The organism is Amycolatopsis sp. NPDC031561, from assembly GCF_055580625.1.
The window spans coordinates 113,697-132,437 of record NZ_JBVILA010000007.1 but is presented as its reverse complement, the minus strand read 5'-3'; the positions used below and the strand labels follow the sequence as shown (position 1 = coordinate 132,437).

Sequence of the window (18,741 nt, the reverse complement as noted above, 5' to 3'; positions counted from 1 at the left end):
ACGCCTGACAGCAGCAGGCTTTCACCGCAGCCCAGAAAGGTCTTGCTGTCCAGCCGGAACGCCGATCAAGCGAAACCCTTTGGTACCAAGGCATTCCCTGGAGAAAGCTGCTCGACGGACCAGCGAACAGGCGCGACCGGAAGAACCCCCTGCCGTCACTTCTGCCGGTCCTTCCTCATGGTCGCCGCGCGGGCCGGAAGGTGGAATTGAGCCGAGCAAAAGCCGTCGATCACAGGGAGGTCAGCGTGGCGAGCAACCGTGTCACCCGGGTGACCGCGCTGGCGGACCGGGCACCGTCGCCTGCCGACGGCGACGTCTTCCTCGCGTCCTTGCACACCGAGCACCGGGAGCATCTGCTGCGGTTCACCCGCCGCCTGCTGCCCACCGACCCGCACCGGGCGGAGGACATCGTGCAGGAATGCCTGTTCCGGGCCTGGCGGAACAGCGAGACCCTCGCCGGGAAGGGCGGTTCGGTCCGCGCCTGGCTGTTCACGGTCGCCCGCAACCTCATCGTGGACTGGTCCCGCCGCGACAACGCCCGCCCGGTGGTGTTCGGCGACGACGACTTCGATCTGCTGCCGGGCGGTACCGACTTCGCCGACGAGGTCGTAGAACGCTGCGTCGTCGAAGAAGGGCTGGCCCAGCTGACGCCGATGCAGCGTGAAGCCCTCGAACAGGTCTACCGGCACGACCGCACGCGGCAGCGCGCGGCCGTGAGCATCGGGGTGCCGGTCGGCACGGTCAAATCGCGGGTGCACCACGCGAGGATCGCGATGACGGAGGTGCTGGCCTGCAGCGGTGTCACGGCCGCCGGATGGTGACTCAGACGGCGACGCCGAGCGTGGTGGCCAGTTTCCGGGCCAGGCTCCTGGCGTGGGGAGTCTCGTACCTGGCGCATTCGGCGAGGGCGCGCACCCGGTGACGGCGGGCTTCCTCGGGTTTGGCGCCGGAGTCGGCGAGGTCGGCCAGTTCGACCATGATCTCGATCTTCGTTTCGGAGCGGCGCTCCTCGGCGAGGGCGGCCACCAGCTGTTCTTCGGCTTCCTCCAGCCGCCCGGCCCTGGACAGGACCCGTCCGCGAAGGTGCTGTGTCCGCGCCACCCCGAACATCGCGTCGTGTTTGCGGAACAACGACTCGGCCTCTTCGAGCAGTTCCAGCGCGGTCGCCACGTCGCCGCTCGCCGCCAGGCTGTCGGCGAGCCTGGTCAGCACCATGGACAGCAGTTCGTCGTTGCCCGGCGCGGTGGCCGAACCGCGGTAGTAGGCCTCGCTCCGCCGTTGCACGGCCACGGCTTCGTCGAACTCGCCGAGGGTGTGCAGCATACTGCCGAGCAGGGACAGCGCCAGATTGTGCCCGTTCGGATAGCCTGCCTGCTCGAACAGCTCCACCGCCCGCCTGCCGACCCGCGCGGCCTCGCGGGGCGAGCCGAGCCGCCGGGTGATGGCCGATCCGTAGTACAGCGACCACGCCTCCGTCACGACGTCGCCTGCCTCGCTCGCGGCCGCCACCGCCAGCTTGTGCGCGGCCAGTGCTTCCCGTGATTCCCCGCAAAGCGCGTAGAGCGCCCAGGACACGTAGTTCAGCTGCTCGGCCGCCGATTTGACGTCTCCCAGTGCCCGCGCCGCCGCCGCGCCGCCCCGGAAGACCTCGAGCCACAGCTCGCCGGTCCCGCGCAGATCCGAGTACCAGTGCATCGCTTCGGCCAGATCGAGGACCCGGCGGTGCTCACCCCGTCCGACGGCCGCGCGCAGCGCGCCACGCCAGTGGGTCTGTTCCCGCGCCAGCCATCGCGCCGCGGAATCCCGGTCCCGCACGGGATCGGGACCGTCGACGGTGACCGTCACCTCCGGCCGGTCGTGGTCGAAGAACTGCGCCGCTTTCGTCGCCACCGTGAGCAGCCACTTCCGGACGCGTTCCCCGGCGGCGTGCACGTCCTCGGCCCGCTCTGCGGTTTCGAGCCGTTCCATGGCGTAGACGCGCAGCAGGTCATGGCTGGTGTACCGGCCGGGCGTGCCGCTGAAGCCGAGAAGGCTGGCCTCGGCCAGCTTCTCCAGCGCCGCCTCGACCTCGTCCACCGGCTGCCCGGAGGCCACCGCGGCGAGTTCGACGGAGGTGTCCGAACCCGGCACCAGCGCGAGCAGCCGGAACACCTTGGCGACCTCGGGGGTCAGGTGGCGGTAAGAAAGTTCGAAGGCGGCGCGGACCTGGAGGTCGCCCGCGGTGAGCACGGACAGCCGCCGCCGCTCGTTCTCCAGCTGGTCGGCGAGATGCGCGATCGTCCACTGGAACCGGCTGGCCAGCCTGTTCCCGGCGATGAGCAACGCGAGCGGCACACCGCCGCAGAGCTTCGCCACCCGCCGCGCCGCGTCCGGCTCGCCCGCCAGCCGTCGCGGACCCGCGATCACACCGAGCAGTTCCACCGACTCGTCTTCGGACAGCGAGCCGAGGGAGATCCGGTGCCGCGCGTCCAGCCCCGCCATCGTGTTCCGGCTCGTCACCAGCACCATCGAGCCGGGACTGGTGGCCAGCAACGGCCGCACCTGGGCCTCGTTGGCGGCGTTGTCGAGGATGAGCAGCACGTCGCGGTCGTGCAGCAGGGAACGGTAGAGGGCGAGCTGGTCTTCGGGATCGTTCGGCAGCTGGCGTTCGTCCACGCCGAATCCGCGCAACAGCCGGTGCACGGCCCGCTCCGGGGCGAGCGGTTCGAGATCCATGCCGCGCAGGTCGAGGAACAGGCAGCCGTCACCGAAGTGCCGGGCGAGCCGGTGCCCGGCGTCCACGGCGAGCGCGGTCTTGCCCGCGCCCGGCAGGCCGTGGAGCACCGCGACCTGCAGCCGGGACGAGGATTCGGCGGCCTGCGCGATGTCGTCGAGGATCCGCTGTTCGGCCTCTCGTCCGGTCAGCTCGGTGAGATCGGGTGGGAGGACGGCGATGAAAGCCCTGGGGGTTTCGGGTTCGCTCTCCGGCGCCGCGGTTTCCGGCGGGGGCGGCGACCGGCGCCCGGAGCGGGCCAGATCGCCGAAGTCGGCGGCTTCCTTGCCCGCCAGTCCGAGTCCTTCGACCAGCAGTTCCGCGGTGCGCCGCTGAGGGCTGCGGACGCGTCCACGTTCCATGTCGCTGATGCTGCGCACGCTGATCCCGGTCCGCTCGGCGAGCTCTTCCTGGGTCAGGGGGACGCGCAGCCGGTAGAAGCGCAGGAAGTCACCGAACGCGGTCGTACCCACGCAGTCGAACCCCTCTCAGCGACGCCGTGCCGATGGCGGTCATCCTGCCATGACGCGGCGTCGCCGAAAGGGGGTCAGGGGAGGTCTGCGGGGGACAGCAACCGCAGGTCGGCGACGGTGGGCGCACCCGTGGTGCTGAGCCTGCCCGCCTGACGGGTCATCATGATCTCCATCACTTGGCGGGCATAACGGGCGTTGCCGAACGCTTCGCCGCGGTCCACGTCCGCGAAATGCCGCCGCAGCGCGATGACCGTCTCCGGGGCGCACTCGTAGCCGTTCGTCAGCGCCATCCGGTGCACGATGGTCACCAGATCGTCGGTGCTGTAGTTCTCGAACTCGATGTGCCGGGAGAACCGGGAGGCGAGACCGGTGTTCGAGGCGAGGAACTTCCGCATCTCCGCGGAGTAGCCCGCGACGATCACCACCGTGTCGTCCCGGTGGTCCTCCATCAGCTTGACCAGGGTGTCGACGGCTTCCTGCCCGAAGTCGCCGCCCGTGGCGCCCTCCGGGGTGAGGGCGTACGCCTCGTCGATGAACAGCACGCCGCCGCGCGCGCTTTCGAACGCCTCCCTGGTCAGGTGCGCGGTGTGCCCGACGTAGCGCCCGACCAGATCGGCCCGCGCGACCTCGACCAGATGTCCCTTGCGCAGCACGCCCAGCGCGGCGAGCAGTTCGCCGTAGAGCCTCGCCACGGTGGTCTTGCCGGTACCGGGCGCGCCGGCGAACACCAGGTGGTTGCTGATCGCGGGGACCGGCAGGCCGGCCTGGCGCCGTTGCCGGGCGGTGGCGATCAGGTTGACCAGATCGGTGATCGCGTCCTTCACCCCGGCCAGGCCGATCATCGAGTCGAGCCGCGTCCGCAACGCCGTCAGCGCGTCGTCGTCACCGTGGCCCGCGTTCTCCGCCACGCCCCCGGGTACGTCGGCGGGGAGCAGGAGCGAAAGGCTCTGGTCGTCGGCGTCCGGTTCGCTCGCGAGGCGGAACGCCTGCTGGTCCACCATCTCCTCGAACACCTTGCGCGCGGTGCGCCCGTTGCCGAAGTCGTCACCGCGTTCCATCCGTCCGAAGTGGACGGACAGGGCGTTCCTGGTGTCCTCGGGCACCTGATACTGGTGGGCTGTGCACATCCGCTCGACGATCGTCACCAGTTCGTCGGTGGCGTAGTTCTCGAACTCGATGGTCCTGGTGAACCGGGACGCCAAACCGGGGTTGGACTGCAGGAACGCGGTCATCTCCGGCGAGTAGCCCGCGGCGACCACCACGAGCTCGTCGCGATGGTCTTCCATCAGCTTGACCAGGGTGTCGACGGCTTCCTTGCCGAAGTCCGGTCCGCTGCCCTTGCCCTGCGCCGTCAGGGTGTACGCCTCGTCGATGAACAGCACGCCGCCCAGCGCCTTGGTGAAGGTCTCGGTGGTCTTGATCGCCGTCCCGCCGACGATCTGGGCGACCAGATCGGCCCTGGCGACCTCGACCAGGTGGCCGTCGCGCAGCACGCCGAGCTCGGCGAGGATGCTGCCGTAGAGCCGGGCGACGGTCGTCTTACCGGTACCGGGTGGCCCGGCGAAGATGAGATGCCTGCTGGTCGGCGGCGCGATCATGCCCGCCTGTTCGCGCCTGCGGGCCATCTTGTTAAGGTTCACCAGGGTCTTGACCTGATGCTTGACGCCGCTGAGGCCGACCAGCGCCTCCAGTTTCGCGAGCGGCGCTCCCTCGTCCTCGACGTTCTGCGGCGCCGCGTCCGCCGCTTCGGCCCCGGCGACCTCGACCGTGCTGGCCGTGCTCCCATCGGTGTCCGGGGCGCCGTTGCCGTTGCTGGTCAGGTTTTCCACCGACAGCCGGGCGCTGGGCACGGTGACGCGCAGGCCGCCCCCGGTGTTGTCGGACGCGGTGCAGTCCACCACGCTCACCGCGTCGGACGACTCGATCCGGACGCCGTCACGGCGGTTGCCGCTGAGGTCGTCGGCCGTCAGTTTCGCCCGCGCACCGGCGTCCACCTGCACGCCGTGGCCCCGGGAACGCCGGACCGTGGACCGGGACAGTGTCAGTTCGCCGCCGTCGCGCACCGCCACTCCGTCTTCACCCGCGTCGATGATCTCGCAGTCCCGGAGCGAGCCGACTCCGCCCGGTCCGATCAGGACACCGGACTGTCCCGGCTGGAACACGCGGAGCGTGCTGACGTAAGGACTTCCGCCTTCGGAGACGCTCAGACCGGCCTTCTTGGCGTCGCGGATCTCGCAGTCTTCGAGTCGGCCGCGGCCGTTGCCGGTGACCTCGACGCCGTTGCCGCGGCAGCCGTTCAGCGTCGCCCGGCGGAGAAGCGGATTGGCCGCCGCCTCCACCCGGACGCCGTCGCCCGCGACGTCATGGACCTCCAGCCGGTCGAACTCGGCCGTCGCGCCGTCGGTGAGCAGCAGGCCCGCCGACGAGCCGCCGCGGACGGCCATGCGGTGGAAGGACGGGCCGCTCGCCTCGTCGACGTGGATACCCGCGCCGGTCGCGTCGGCCACCTCGCAGTCCTCGAAGGTGCCACGAGACCGGCCGGTGACGCGCACCCCGGCCCCGCCGGTCTTGGCCGTGCGGCAGCGGCGCAGCAGGGGATCGGCGCCGTCGGCGACGGTGATCCCGTCGCCGGTGGTGTTGGTGATGCGGCATTCTTCGAGCACGGGGGAGGAATGGGTGCTGACGTAGACGCCGCTCGTGCTGTCGCGGACGGTGGTGTCGAGCACCTTCGTCGCGCTGTCCTCTTCGAGCGCGATCCCCGGCCTGTCGGTGGCGGAGATGTCGCAGTGCTGGATGGTGCCCTGCGCCTGTCCGTTGGCGCAGACGCCGTTGCCCTTGGCGTGCCTCAGGGTGCAGTCGCGGACCGTCGGGTTGCCGCGTTCGGCGATCACCACGGCGGAGGTCTGCACGTGTTCGACGACGCAGTCCTCGATCGTGCTGGGCGCGGGCGAGGTGACCACGATCCCCGCGCCGCCGGGATTGGTGACCCGGCAGCCGCGCATCGCCAGCGAGCCCGAATTGCGGGCCAGCACCGCGGTCCAGGCGGCGCCGATGATCTCGCAGTCCTCCACCGCGGCCTGGCCGCGCGCGACGTCGACCGTGGGCAGTTCTTCATGCTGGCCGCGCAGCACCAGCCCGGTGAGTTTCACCGCTTCGGCGGCGAGCTGCACCGCGCTGCCGTTGCGCGCCACGATCTCCACACTGCCGCGCACGTCGCTCGCGGCGATGGTGACCACCTTCGTGACCACCAGCGATTCGTCGTAGCGGCCGGGAAGCACGGAGATCACCGTGCCGTTGCGCGCGTCCTGCAGCGCTGCCGAAATGGTGCGATACCCCTGATCGCGGTCCACTGTGAGCACGTGCCGTGACACGAGCGCTCCCCTCGTCGTTCTGCGGGCTCCACCGGTGACAACGCGGTGGAGGTCCGGCACGGTTCACTCGGCGGGGAAACTGCCGGTCCTTCTTCGTGTTCGGCCGCGGCCGCGCGTGCTGGACTGGGACGATGAGGCGACACCTGACCGTGGCGTGCGCGACGCTCACCCTGCTGGCGAACGGTGGCCTCGCGGCCGCGCAGGACACGGAGCTCCCGCAGATCCCGCAGACGCTGCGGGCCGGGCAGCCGTGCACCGCCCCGTCGGGCAAGAAGATCCCGTCGGCGCCGTGGCAGCTCCCGTATCTCGGCGCGGACCGTCTGTGGTCGCTCTCCACCGGTGCGGGCGTGACCGTGGCCGTGGTGGACACCGGCGTCGACACATCGGTGCTGCCCGCCGACGCGGCCGGTGAGGCCGGGACGGACTGCGTCGGGCACGGCACCGTCGTCGCGAGCCTGATCGCCGCGCCCTCGTCGTCCGGGATGTCCGGGCTCGCGCCCGGCGCGCGGGTGCTGGCGCTGCGGGGTACGGACAAGTTCGGTGTCGCGACCGCGTCGAGCATCGCCACCGCCCTCGACGCGGCCGTCTCCGCGGGGGTGCGGATCATCTGCGTCGCCGCGGCCGTCACGGAGGCGGACCCTGGTCTGCGCCAAGCCGTCGACCGGGCGATCGCCGCGGGCGCGCTGGTCGTCGCGGCGGCCGGACGGGACCTCACCACGGCACGCGACGTCCCTCCGGGCCCGTACTACCCCGCGGCGTTCCCCGGAGTGCTCGCGGTGACCGCCCTCGGCCCGGACGGGAAGGTCACGCCGGTCCCGGGAGCCCTTGCCGCACCGGGAAACCTGGTGGTGGGCAAGGGACCCGGCGGTGGCCAGGTCGTCGGCGCGGGCCCCGCGTTCGCCGCCGCGCACGTGGCCGCCGCGGCGGCGCTGATCCGGTCCTACCGGGGAGAAGTGACGGCTGCCGACCTCGCCCGGCGGCTGCGCGACACCGCCTCGCCGCAAGCCGGTGGCCCCGTGCTCGACCCGCTCGCCGCCCTGACGTCGGCTGGGACGACCGACGGGGCCGCGACCGTGCATCGTGAGCCGGTCGCCGTGCTGCCGCTGCCCGACGTCGAGCCGGTCCGGCAGAGCGCTTTCGCTGTGGTGGGCGGGGTTTTGGTGGCGGTGTGCCTGCTGGGGGCGGCGGCCGTGGTGGTGCCGCGGGGGCGGCGGCGCGGGTGGCGAGCCGGCCGGTAGCGGCGACATCGACCTCGAAGCAGTAGCGCGAGAACCGGGCGCGCGATCTTGCGCGTGAAGGCCCCCTTCCCTCGGCTCAGCCGAGGGAAGGGGGCCTTCACGCGCCACCAGGGATCACTGCCGGGCCAGGTGCGCGCCTTTCCTGCCCCCAATGCCACATTGGGGGCACCGACCGCGAAGCAGCCGTGCGAAGCAGCCGGACAGAGCGCTCGAGAAAGGGGCGGAGCCCCGGGGCAGGACCGGTCCCGGGGCTCCGCGTCGGCGGCTGGGGTAGCCGCCGGGGTGGCCCTCCGCCGCCACCGGGGGTCGCGGCGGGGGAGGGCGAGCCGGTCATTTCGCGACGAGCTCCGATTCGTGCGCGGAAAGCGCGGTCTGCACCACGGTCGTCCCGCGCCGCGTGACGTATTGCGCCCGTCCCGGAGTCAGCACGCGCGGCCGGACTTCGCCGAACACCATGCCTTCCGACAGCGGGCACGACAGCAGCATCACCGGGGTGTTGACCTCGGTGAGCCGCCGCAGCAGCGGATCGTTGGCGCCGCGGCCGATGCCGTTGGCGCCCCGGGCCACGATCAGGTGCAGGCCGAGCGCGTTCCCTTGCGCCAGCGGGTCGAACAGTTGCTGGAACAGCGCGTTCGACGACGACGCGACCATGTCGTAGTCGTCGATCACCACGAACACCTGCGGTCCGGTCCACCAGTCGCGCAGCCGCAGGCGGGCCGGGGTGATGTCCGGGCCCGGGATCCGGGTCTGCACCGCGCGGGCGACGCCGTCGATCATTTCCCGCACCGAGTCGCCGGACACCGCGTAGCCCAGTTTGTACTCCTGGGGCACCGCGTCGTACAGGCCGCGGCGGTAGTCCACGGTGATGATCCGCGCCTCCTGCGGGCCGTATCGCCGGGTGATGCCGTCGATCACCAGCCGCAGCAGGTTCGTCTTCCCGGATTCCACGTCCCCGACGACCATCAGGTGCGGGTTGTCCTCGAAGTCGTGCCACAGCGGTTCGAGACGCTGGTCGTCGAGGCCGAGGGCGAGCCGCACGTCCGCGTCCGGCTCGGGCAGTTCGGCCCGGTCCAGGACCACCGGCAGCATCCGGACGCCGGGAGCGGACGGGCCCGGCCACGCCGCCGCGATCCGGCTCACCAGGGTCTCGACGTGCTCGGAGACGTCGCCCGCCACCCCGTCGATCGACGGCAGGGCGGTGAGGAAGTGCAGTTCCTTGTCGGTGAGGCCGCGGCCGGGGATCTTCGGGACGGTCGCCGCGGCGCGCATGTTGATCACCGAGTCGACCGGGTCGCCGAGCCGCAGTTCGAGCTGGGTGCCGACCAGGTCCCGGACGGCGCTGATGATCTCGCTCCACCGGCTCGACGCCAGCATCAGGTGGATGCCGTAGTTGAGGCCGCGCGAGGCCAGTTCGACGAACGTCGGCAGCAGGTCCATGAAGTCCTGCCGGATGGTGGACCAGCCGTCCACCACCAGGAACACGTCCCCGTGGCGTTCCCCGGCGAACTCGCCCGCCGCCCGTTTGCGCCGGTAGGTGGTCATCGAGTCGACGTCGTGGTCGGTGAAGAACCGCTCCCGGCGCGTCAGCAGCGCGGTGACCTCGCCGATGGTGCGGTGGATGCGTTCGACGTCCAGCCGCCCGGTCACCCCGCCGACGTGCGGCAGTTTCCGCAGGCTCGACAGCGTTCCTCCGCCGAAGTCGAGGCAGTAGAACTGGACCTCGGCGGGGGTGTGCGTCAGCGCGAGCGAGGTGATCAGGGTCCGCAGGGCCGTGCTCTTGCCGCTCTGCGGACCGCCGACGATGGCGACGTGGCCGTCACTGCCGGCCAGATCGACCAGCAGCGGATCCCTCGTCTGCTCGAACGGCCGGTCCACCAGGCCGATCGGCACGGTCAGCGCGCCGCGGCCGGACCAGGCTTCCGCGCTGAGGCCGCGTTCGGCGGTCTCCACCAGCGACGGCAGCAGTTCGTCCAGCGAGCCGGGCGCGTCCAGCGGCGGCAGCCAGACCTGGTGTGCCGGGGGACCGCTGTCGCGGAGCCTGTCGACGGCCAGTTCCAGCAGGCTTTGCACCGCGCCTTCCGGCTCGGCTTCGGGCACCGGGACCGGTTCGGGCTCGGGGTCGCGGCGGGCGGTGAACTTCGACGTGAACGGCACGATCTGCTGGGCCACCACGGCTTGTTCCACGTTCCGGCGCACCACCCGGTGCGGACCGGAGACGTAGGCCGCCTTGAACCGGTCCAGCGCCGCGGTGCCGCTCTTGAGGAAGCCGTTGCCCGGATCGGACGGCAGCTGGTACGCGTCCGGCACGCCCAGCACGCCCCGGCTCTCCATCGCGGAGAACGTCCGCAGGCCGATCCGGTAGGACAGATGCGATTCCAGCTGGTGGATCCGGCTTTCGTCGAGTCGCTGGGAGGCGAGCAGCAGATGCACGCCCAGCGACCGGCCGAGCCTGCCGATCATGATGAACAGGTCCATGAAATCGCGGTGCGCCGAGAGCAGCTCGCTGAATTCGTCCACCACCAGGAAAAGCGTGGGCAGCGGATCGAGCGGGGTCCCGTTGGCCCGCGCGCGTTCGTAGTCCAGCGCGGAGCTGTAGTTGCCCGCCTTGCGCAGGAGTTCCTGCCGCCGCACCAGTTCGCCGTTGAGCGCCTCGCGCATCCGGCCGACCAGCGCGGCCTCGTCGGCGAGGTTGGTGATCACCGCGGAGGTGTGCGGCAGGCCGTCCAGGCCGAGGAAGGTCGCGCCACCCTTGAAGTCCACCAGGACGAAGTTCAGGATCTCCGAGGAATGCGTGAGGGCGAGGGCCAGCACCAGGGTCCGCAGCAGCTCCGACTTCCCGGACCCGGTCGCGCCGATCAGCATGCCGTGCGGGCCCATGCCCGACTGGGCGGATTCCTTGATGTCGAGATCGACGGGCGCGCCGGTCGGGCCGACGCCCAGCGGTACGCGGAGCCTGCCACCGGGCCGTTTCGCGGCCCACCCCGCGGCGACGTCGTAGGTCTGGATGTCGGCGATGCCCAGCATGGCGGTCAGGTCGAAGTTGGCGGTCATCGGTTCGGCCGACCGCTGCCGCGCGCCGACCCGGTACGGCGCCAGCCGCATCGCCAGCGCCGTCGCGGTGTTGAGGCCGATCCCGTCCGGCCGTCCGAGATCGCCCGCGACCTCCTTGTTGTGCTGGTCCACCGTGATCAGCTTGAGCATCCCGCCTTCGAGCCGGAGCCGCAGCGTCTGCTGATCGTCCTTTTCGGACAGTGCGGACGAGAGGTCGACGAGCGTCGTGTTGCGGTAGCCGTCACCGGCCAGCCTCGACGTGGGTGGCACGGTGGCGCCGTCCACGAACAGCATCACGCACGGTTCGTGGCCGTCCGGCAGCGCGTCGGGATCGAACCCCGGCCTGGTCGCGAACTCGTCGCTGAGCGCGTTTTCCAGCTCCGCGGTCGATTCCAGCACGAGCCGGGCCTCGCCCGCGCCGTCGGTCTCGCTGGGGTGGAGGTTGTGCGGCAGCCATTTCACCCATTCCCACGCCGCCCGCCGTTCCGGCGAGGTGAGCACGACGATCCGCAGTTCGGCGGGGGAGTGGAAGACGGCGAGGTGGGCGATCATCGACCGCGCCAGCGCCCGGACCGGTTCGGGGTCTTCGCCTTCCGCCCGCACGAGGATCCGCGCGAACGACGGCAGGAACACGGCGACCGGCTGGCCGTCCACGGTGCCGTAGGCGTGGATGAACCGGCGCAGCGCGTGCGCCGAAAGCGGCTCCAGATCGTCGACGGGCTTGGTGGACAACGGGTTCAGCCGCCAGGCGAGGCGCTGCGGGCCCCGCGCGATCCGGATCTCCCCGAAGTCCTCGTCCTGCGCGTCGCGTTCCCACATCCGCGACGTGCCGGGCAGCGACCACAGCGACGTCGGATCGGGGTGGCGCCAGGCGAGGGCTTCCCGCTGGCTCGCGACCACTTCACGGACCTTGCGCCGGGACTGCGCCAGGTAGCGGAGGTAGTCGCGCCGGGCGTCGTTGAGTTTCTGTTTGCGTTCGCCCGCGCTGCGGCCGAGCTGGCCGACCAGCATGGCCATCGACGACACCGTCATCAGCCCGGCGGCCAGATAGCTGAACGCGCCGTTCTCGCCCGGCCGGACGAACAGCAGCACGGTCGCCGTCGACGACAGCGCCATCGGCAGGTACATCATGACCGCGCCGGCGCTGCGCTGGACTTCTGGCAGCGTCGGCGGTTCCTGGATGCTCAGCTCGCCCTCGGGCATTTCCGGTCCTGGCCGTCGCGGCCCCTTGCGGAATGTGATTACACTCAAGCCCGGATTCCTTCCCTCTCGGACGCGCTGTGGTGGCGGCTCCACAAGAGGTGACGAAATCCGACCACGCGACGGTTCACTCGTGATCCGCGCGTCGGTCGCCGAAACGAAGGCGTATGTCATGGCGACCACTTCAGGGCTGTGCAAACTCCGGGTCCGTGCCCCGTCCGCCTGCTTCGAGCTGGCGGTTCCGGTGGACATCCCCCTGATCGACCTGATGCCGACGATCCTCGGTCACGCGGGCAGCGAGCTGGCGGAGGAGGGGGTGGACCACGACGGCTGGACGCTGCAGCGACTCGGTGATCCACCGCTGGACCAGGAATCCACCGTCGACTCGCTGAACCTGCGCGACGGCGAGACCGTGCATCTGCGGCCCCGCCGCGAGCAACTCCCGACCGTCCACTTCGACGACATCATCGACGGACTGTCCACCGAGGCCCGCGACCGCCCCGATTCGTGGAGCCCGCGGGCGACGCGCTGGACGATGCTCGGCTGCGTCCTGGCGTTCGTCGCGTTCGCGTTCGGACTGCTGGTGTCGGCCCCGGCGTCGTGGCCGACGCTGGTGGCGGCCGGTGCCGCGGCGGTCTTCCTGCTGGTCTGCTCGGCCACCGCGGCCCGTGCGCTCGGCGACTCGACGGCGGCGCTCGCGCTGGCACTGGCCGCGGTCCCGTTCGTCGGGCTCGCGGGCTCGATCGTCCCCAGTGGACCGGAGGGGACGGTGCTCGCCGGCGCGCGGCTGCTCGCGGCCTGTGTGGCGGGCGCGGGAGCGGCCGCGCTCGGGCTCGCCGCGGTGGCGGGCGCCGCACCGGTGTTCATCTCTGTCGCCACACTCGGGCTGCTGTGCGCCTCCGGTGGCCTGGTGCTGATGCTCGGCGGCGCGAGTGCCGCCGCGTCGGCGACGATCATCGCGGTGGTCGCCGTGCTGCTCGGCGCGTTCGTGCCGCGGCTCGCCTTCCGGCTGGCCGGGCTGCGGCTGCCGGGGCTGCCCACCAGCGCCCGCGAACTGCAGGAGGAACTCGAACCGCACGCCGGTGACGAGGTCGTCGGCAAGGGCAGGATCGCGGACTCGTTCGTGACCGCCCTGTTCACCGCGATCGGGGTCTCCTGCGTCGTCGCGATCGAATTCGTGGTGCGGGACGGCTCGTGGCAGGCCACCACGTTCACCGCCGTGCTCAGCACCCTGCTGCTGGTGCACGGCCGCGCGCTGGGCAGTGTGTGGCAGCGCCTCTCGGTGATCGTCCCCGGGGTCTACGGCGTGCTGCGGCTGCTGCTCGCCACGCAGCTGGACGCGGCGACCCCGCTGCCGATGGTGGCGGGCGTGTTCCTGCTGGCGGCCGTGCTGATCGTGGCGAGGTGGACGCTGCCCGGCCGGAGGCTGCTGCCGCAGTGGGGCAGGCTCGCGGACCTCGCGGAAACCCTCGCGGCGGTCTCGTTGCTGCCGCTGGCCTTGTGGCTGCTCGGGGTCTTCGCCTTCATGCGCGGTCTCGGGGGCTGATCGTGAACTCGAAGACCGATCAGGTCCAGGCGCACAAGTTCATGCAGGGCAGGCTCTCGTCGGCTCTGCTGCGGGTCGATCCGGACGCGCCGGAGAGCCCGCTCCAGCGGACGTACCGGGGCAGTGTCATCGGCGTGCTGATCGCCGTCCTCGCCTGCCTCGGCATGCTGGTGTTCGGCCTCGTCTCACCGGGCGGCAACAAGTCGTGGCGCGTGGAAGGCGCGCTGGTCGTCGCGGACTCGTCCGGGGCACGTTTCCTCTACGCGGGCGGCAAACTTCTGCCGGTCCTCAACTACGCCTCGGCCAAACTGGTCGCGGGCAGGCAACTCGTCGTGAAGCACGTCGCCGAGGCGTCGCTGAAGGACGTGCCCCGCGGTGATCCGCTGGGCATCATCGGCGCGCCCGACTCGCTGCCGTCACTCGCGGCCGACCCGTGGGAGGTGTGCGCCGCGGCGGGCCGCGACCAGTCCGGGCCCGCCACCTTGCGGGTGGGCGGGGGCACCGCGAACCCCCTCGGTGACGACGCCGCTGTCGTGGTCGTCACCGAAGACGGGGCGAACTTCCTGCTGTGGCGCGGCAAACGTCATCGCGTGACGACGGCGCGGGGAGCGCTCGACGCGCTGGACGGCGTCCTGCAGCCGGTGAAGGCGTCTTCGGCGCTGCTCGACGCGCTGCCCGCCGGGCCGGACTTCGGGCCGCCCGCGATCGACGGGCTCGGTACCGAGGTGCCCGGCCTCGGCGCGGTCGGCAGGCTGTACACGGTGGCGGGCGAGCCGGCCCAGCCCTACGTGCTCACGCGGCCGGGGCTCCGGCCGATCTCGGAACTCGACGCGCGGCTGCTGACGGTCGACCCGGAGGTCCGCCGTCTCGCCTACGGTGGCGGGGAGGTCGCGGTGGCGTCGCTGCCCGGCAGGGTGGTCAGCGAGCATCTGTCCCCGTCCGAACCACCGCCACCGCTGAAACCGCCGAAGGCGACCACCCTCCACAGTGGACAAGCCCTGTGCGCGCTCGTCACCCCGGACGGCGACTCGCCGCGCACGCAGGTCGCGGTCGCCGACCGGCTCTCCGGTGCCGGGCAGCCGCCGTTCAGCCAGCCCGGTGTCGCCGCGCCTTGTGTGCGGGTCGACCGGATAGCGGTGCGGCCCGGTTCCGGCGCGCTCGTGAAGGCGACGGCCGCGTCGGGGAGGCCCGGTGACGCGCTGTTCCTCGTGACCGACACCGGTGTGAAGTATCCCGTGCCTCCCGAAGGAGCCAAGGCGCTCGCCCTCGAACCCGCCGGTGCCAAGGGCTTGCCGACGACCCTGCTGAACCTGCTGCCGACCGGGGCCGCGCTGGACCCGTCGGTGCTGCGTGACGGGGGTGCGGTCCTGCCCGCGGCCACCGCCTGCGGTTCTTGACCAGAGGAACCCGCGACGCGACTTCTGCCGGTGGTTCCGCATGGTCTCCCGCGCCCGGTGTTGGTGAGCTTGTCCTGGAGCGTCAGCGACACCACGGGAAGGACGACAACCGATGAGCATGCCGCATTTCCAAAAGACCGACTCGGGCATGAAGGGTGGCCTCACGGCCATCGAGGAATGCGAAAGCGAGTGCAAGAGGATCCACGGAGGCGTGACGGGTGTCCGGGCCGACTTGAAGAACGACTGGCAGGGCGCGGCGTCCCAGACCTTCCTCACCCAGCTCGAGGGGTGGGAAGCGGATTACGTCCAGGTTCTCGCGCTGCTCACGGAGATCAAGGAAATGGTCAACGCGAGCGACCAGCAGATGAACACCGCCGAGGACGAGATCAACCTGTACGCGTTGTCGTCGTTCGGCGGCGAAAGCGACCGCGTCCTCAAAGAACTGTCCTGACCGGCGTAATCCCCCGTACCGAGAGGAAACGATCATGACCACCCCTTACGACGGTTTCGCGGTCAGCGGCAACCTTCCGCACCTTGCCGAGCGGATGGTCGGGCTGAGCAAGGCGATCGACAACGCGCTGATCGATCTGGAGAAGTCCATCAAGCCGATGACCGACACCTGGCTCGGTCAGGGTGCGACGTCCTACACGGAACTGCAGCGCAAGTGGCACGCCACGACCAGCGCCATGGAAGGCCGTTTCAAGAAGGGCCACCAGACGCTGGCGATGTCCTTCGAGAACTACACGCGCACCGACCAGAACATCGGGGCGAAGTTCCAGGGAATCTAGGTTCCGGCCGGTCGCGGGGAAAGGAGTAGGGCGTGGCGGACAAGCCGGACAGTGGCGACATCAAGATCACCCCGAGTTTTCTGAAGGACTTCCAGGACAAGGTCCTGCAGAAGATGGTCGACGATCTGGTGAAGGATCCGAACGTCGCGGAGCTGGCCCAGACCTTGACCAGCGGCCCCGGGAAACGGCGGCTGCTGGCGGGTTCCGAGACGTGGGAGCCCGCCAGGCTGCTGATCGAGAAGTACGAAGCCCCCACCGGGACGGCGCCGACGTTGTACAACCAGGTCGAGGCGATCCGGAAGCAGCTGATCACGTTGAACGAGAACATCTCGTACGTGGTGGCCATCGCGGAGAAGGGCGAGGACGAGAACCTCAAACTGTCGACCGAGCTGAACATGAGCCAGCTCGGCGAGATCTTCACGACCACTCCCGCCCCGCCGCCCGCGGGGAGCTGAGCCGCGATGACTTCCGGACTTCCAGGAGGAACGAAGACGCCGTGGGAGGACGTCCTCAACAACTTCACCGGCACCAGCCCGTCGGGTGAGCTCAAGAAGATGCCCCTTCGCGAGACCATCATGGGCGTGCAGTGGCTCAAGTGGGATGTCTGGTCGTCCACCCGGCACTACCACGGCTATCGGCCGAGCGGCTGGGACTACACCGTCAACAGCTACTCGAGCACGAGAGAGTTCTGGGCGGTGGCCAGCGCGAATTACGAGGCTTTCGGGCCGGTGATGACCGCCTACTACGGCGGTCTGAACGACATCCTCGACTCCATGAACGGCTACTACAACACCAATCCGGTGGCGCAGCCGTCGACGTTCACCAAGGCCTTCAATGCCTTGAGCGGCACGAAGACCCTGCTCAGCGGGATGTCCACCGGGTTGGGCGGCTGGCGGGACAAGGTCGGGAAGAAGGGCGACGACTTCCAGGGAACCGGCGCAGGAGCGTTCCGCGAAGTCCTGGACGGCGTGATCTTCCGGTGCGACAACCTCGTGAGCCAGCTGGGAACGCGTCCTGACCAGCTGAAGACGAAAAGCCCGGAGGACAATCCCGAGACCAAGGGTGCGAACGAAGCCTCCGCCGGCCTTCGCTGGGCTTTCGACAAGCTCCACGAGGGTTATGGCAAGTGGATGTCGGACGCTCCGGTTTCCTGTAACACCGCCAAGTTCGGGACATTCGACGTGAAGGGCAGCCAGCTGGCCTGGCCGGGTGGCTGTCTGACGGCGATCTGGAACTGTGACGCCTTCACCGCTGATCTGAAGCGGAACAGGACCACCGACAGTTATTGGGGTTTCGAAGACCGCTACCCGAAGAGCGACATCATCGGCGCGGACGCCAGGAGCCCCGAATTCTGGAACGCGCTCATCGACGCGGCGAAGGCCCTGTGGACCGACCACATGACGGCCACGCTGGACGTCGCCGCCCAGGCGGTGCTGAAGGACCTTCCCCCGAACTACAGCGAACTGGCGCTTCTCCTGCCCCAGATCAGGGAACCGAGGCGGCTCAACCTCCACAAGCCGCCATCGACCGCCCCGCCGCCTCCGCCGGGGTCGCAGACCCCACCCCCGCCCCCGCCTCCCGGATCGAAGGACGGGCCGCCGAAGCCGCCGCCCGGGTCCAAGGACGGGCCACCGAAGGTGCCGGATCCCACCAAGGACGACAAGGGGAACAAGGACACCAAGGGACCCAAGGCGCCGGCCCCGCCGCCACCGACCGACAAGAACAACCCGACGTTCCCGAACAATCCGAACAAGCCACCACCCGTCGGCCCGAAACCGGACGACAACCTGAAGGTGCCGACGGGTTCGACGATCGGGCCGGACGGCGTCGTCCTCGGCCCGGACAAGAAGCCGCTGCTCGACCCGTTCGGACGGCAGATCGTCGTGCCGCCGGGTTCCCGGATCGGCCCGAACGGCGACATCCTCGGCCCGAAAGGCGACAAGCTCACCGAGAAGGACCGGCTGGCGAGGCCTGACCCGGTCAAGAAGGACGGCCCCGCCCAGAACGAGCTCGACCAGTACTTGAAGTCGTTACGCGGCAGCAACGCCCCGTCGATGCCGACGTTGCTGTCGGGGGCGCCTTCGTCGGTCTCGATGTCGTCCGGCGGGCCGCTGGGTGTCCACAGTGGATCTTCGGGCTCGGTGCCGCACGGGGGGTCGATCGGCTCGAACGGCGACGGCAAGTCCGCGCCCACCGTGTCGCCGCCCGAGAAACCGGTGACGACCGAGGGCGGTCCGTCGCTGATCAAGGACCAGCAAGGCACCGGCGCGCCACAGAACGGGATGGGCGGCGTGCCGTTCTATCCGCCCACCGCCGGCGGTGGCGGGGCCGGGGCGGGCGCGGACCAGAACAAGGGCGAACGCGACCGGACGACCTGGCTCGCCGAGGACGAGGAGACCTGGGGCACCGACCCGAAGCTCCCGCCGTCGGTGCTCGGTGCCCGCAGACGCGGCAGGCGGCTCGCGGGACGCGGGACCGGCGGCCCGAACAACTACGGACAGGGAGGAAACGATGGCCGACTGGCTGGAGGATCAACTTCACCAGGCTATGGCCACGCTGAAGGATCAGCGTGACCGGATCGAGTCGGCGAAGGCCGAACTCGCGTCGCGGACGACTTCCGCGACCTCCGCGGATCACCTGGTCACCGTGACCGTGGACGCGCAGAACACCGTGGTGGGCATGAAGTTCCACACCACCAGGTACCGCTCCATGGCGCCCGAGCAACTGGCCAGGACCCTGGTCGACGTCCTCAGCCGCGCCCGGCGGGAGATGGAGGACACGGTGGTCGAGGTCTTCGGCCCGCTCATGGACCAGCGTGACGACCTCCGCGCGGCGATGACGGGCAACACCGAGGTCGACAAGGCGTTCGCGGGGCTCTGGAACGAGGCGCCGTCGGACGTCTTCGGCGGGCGAAGGGACTGATCC

At 70.4% G+C, this 18,741-nt stretch carries 12 protein-coding genes; 9 read left to right on the top strand and 3 right to left on the bottom strand.

Annotated elements, in window-relative coordinates:
- Positions 1–245 precede the first annotated feature (245 nt).
- On the top strand, positions 246–821 hold the full coding sequence (locus ACZ5IK_RS17405; RefSeq protein ID WP_465488603.1) for a sigma-70 family RNA polymerase sigma factor: 576 nt from the start codon (positions 246–248) through the stop codon (positions 819–821).
- A gap of 1 nt (position 822) precedes the next feature.
- Here ACZ5IK_RS17405 and ACZ5IK_RS17400 read toward each other — a convergent pair whose 3' ends face one another.
- On the bottom strand, positions 823–3,225 hold the full coding sequence (locus ACZ5IK_RS17400) for an ATP-binding protein (RefSeq protein WP_465488602.1): 2,403 nt from the start codon (positions 3,223–3,225) through the stop codon (positions 823–825).
- A 74-nt stretch (positions 3,226–3,299) separates the two neighbouring features.
- Positions 3,300–6,596 (bottom strand): right-handed parallel beta-helix repeat-containing protein, encoded by a 3,297-nt coding sequence (locus ACZ5IK_RS17395; RefSeq protein WP_465488601.1) that lies wholly within the window; start codon positions 6,594–6,596, stop codon positions 3,300–3,302.
- A gap of 131 nt (positions 6,597–6,727) precedes the next feature.
- Here ACZ5IK_RS17395 and ACZ5IK_RS17390 point away from each other — a divergent pair, with 131 nt between their 5' ends.
- Complete coding sequence (locus tag ACZ5IK_RS17390; RefSeq protein ID WP_465488600.1) at positions 6,728–7,834, top strand: S8 family serine peptidase; 1,107 nt, start codon at positions 6,728–6,730, stop codon at positions 7,832–7,834.
- 330 nt (positions 7,835–8,164) lie between these two features.
- On the opposite strand, the gene eccCa is transcribed toward ACZ5IK_RS17390, so the two are convergent.
- Positions 8,165–12,136 carry a type VII secretion protein EccCa gene (gene eccCa, locus ACZ5IK_RS17385; protein ID WP_465488599.1) on the bottom strand — a complete coding sequence of 1,324 codons (3,972 nt, stop codon included), beginning with the start codon at positions 12,134–12,136 and terminating at the stop codon, positions 8,165–8,167.
- Positions 12,137–12,257: 121 nt separating this feature from the next.
- On the opposite strand from eccCa, the gene eccD reads away from it, so the two are divergent.
- The 7 genes from eccD (at position 12,258) to ACZ5IK_RS17350 (ending at position 18,738) form a co-directional block, all read left to right on the top strand.
- Entirely contained in the window at positions 12,258–13,631 is a 1,374-nt protein-coding gene (gene eccD / locus ACZ5IK_RS17380) for a type VII secretion integral membrane protein EccD (RefSeq protein WP_465488598.1), read from the top strand.
- A 2-nt stretch (positions 13,632–13,633) separates the two neighbouring features.
- The gene (gene eccB, locus ACZ5IK_RS17375; protein ID WP_465488597.1) at positions 13,634–15,028 is read left to right on the top strand and encodes a type VII secretion protein EccB; all 1,395 of its coding nucleotides are present in this window, start codon (positions 13,634–13,636) and stop codon (positions 15,026–15,028) included.
- A gap of 112 nt (positions 15,029–15,140) precedes the next feature.
- Positions 15,141–15,479, top strand: coding sequence for a WXG100 family type VII secretion target (locus ACZ5IK_RS17370; RefSeq protein WP_465488596.1), 339 nt, complete (start codon positions 15,141–15,143; stop codon positions 15,477–15,479).
- 34 nt (positions 15,480–15,513) lie between these two features.
- Entirely contained in the window at positions 15,514–15,816 is a 303-nt protein-coding gene (locus ACZ5IK_RS17365; RefSeq protein WP_465488595.1) for a WXG100 family type VII secretion target, read from the top strand.
- 32 nt (positions 15,817–15,848) lie between these two features.
- Positions 15,849–16,271 carry a hypothetical protein gene (locus ACZ5IK_RS17360; RefSeq protein ID WP_465488594.1) on the top strand — a complete coding sequence of 141 codons (423 nt, stop codon included), beginning with the start codon at positions 15,849–15,851 and terminating at the stop codon, positions 16,269–16,271.
- 6 nt (positions 16,272–16,277) lie between these two features.
- Entirely contained in the window at positions 16,278–18,389 is a 2,112-nt protein-coding gene (locus ACZ5IK_RS17355) for a hypothetical protein (RefSeq protein WP_465488593.1), read from the top strand.
- A complete protein-coding gene (locus ACZ5IK_RS17350) occupies positions 18,364–18,738 on the top strand; it encodes a YbaB/EbfC family nucleoid-associated protein (protein WP_465488592.1) in 375 nt (124 codons plus the stop codon). Before ACZ5IK_RS17355 ends, ACZ5IK_RS17350 begins: the two co-directional genes overlap by 26 nt.
- The last annotated feature ends 3 nt before the right edge of the window (positions 18,739–18,741 follow it).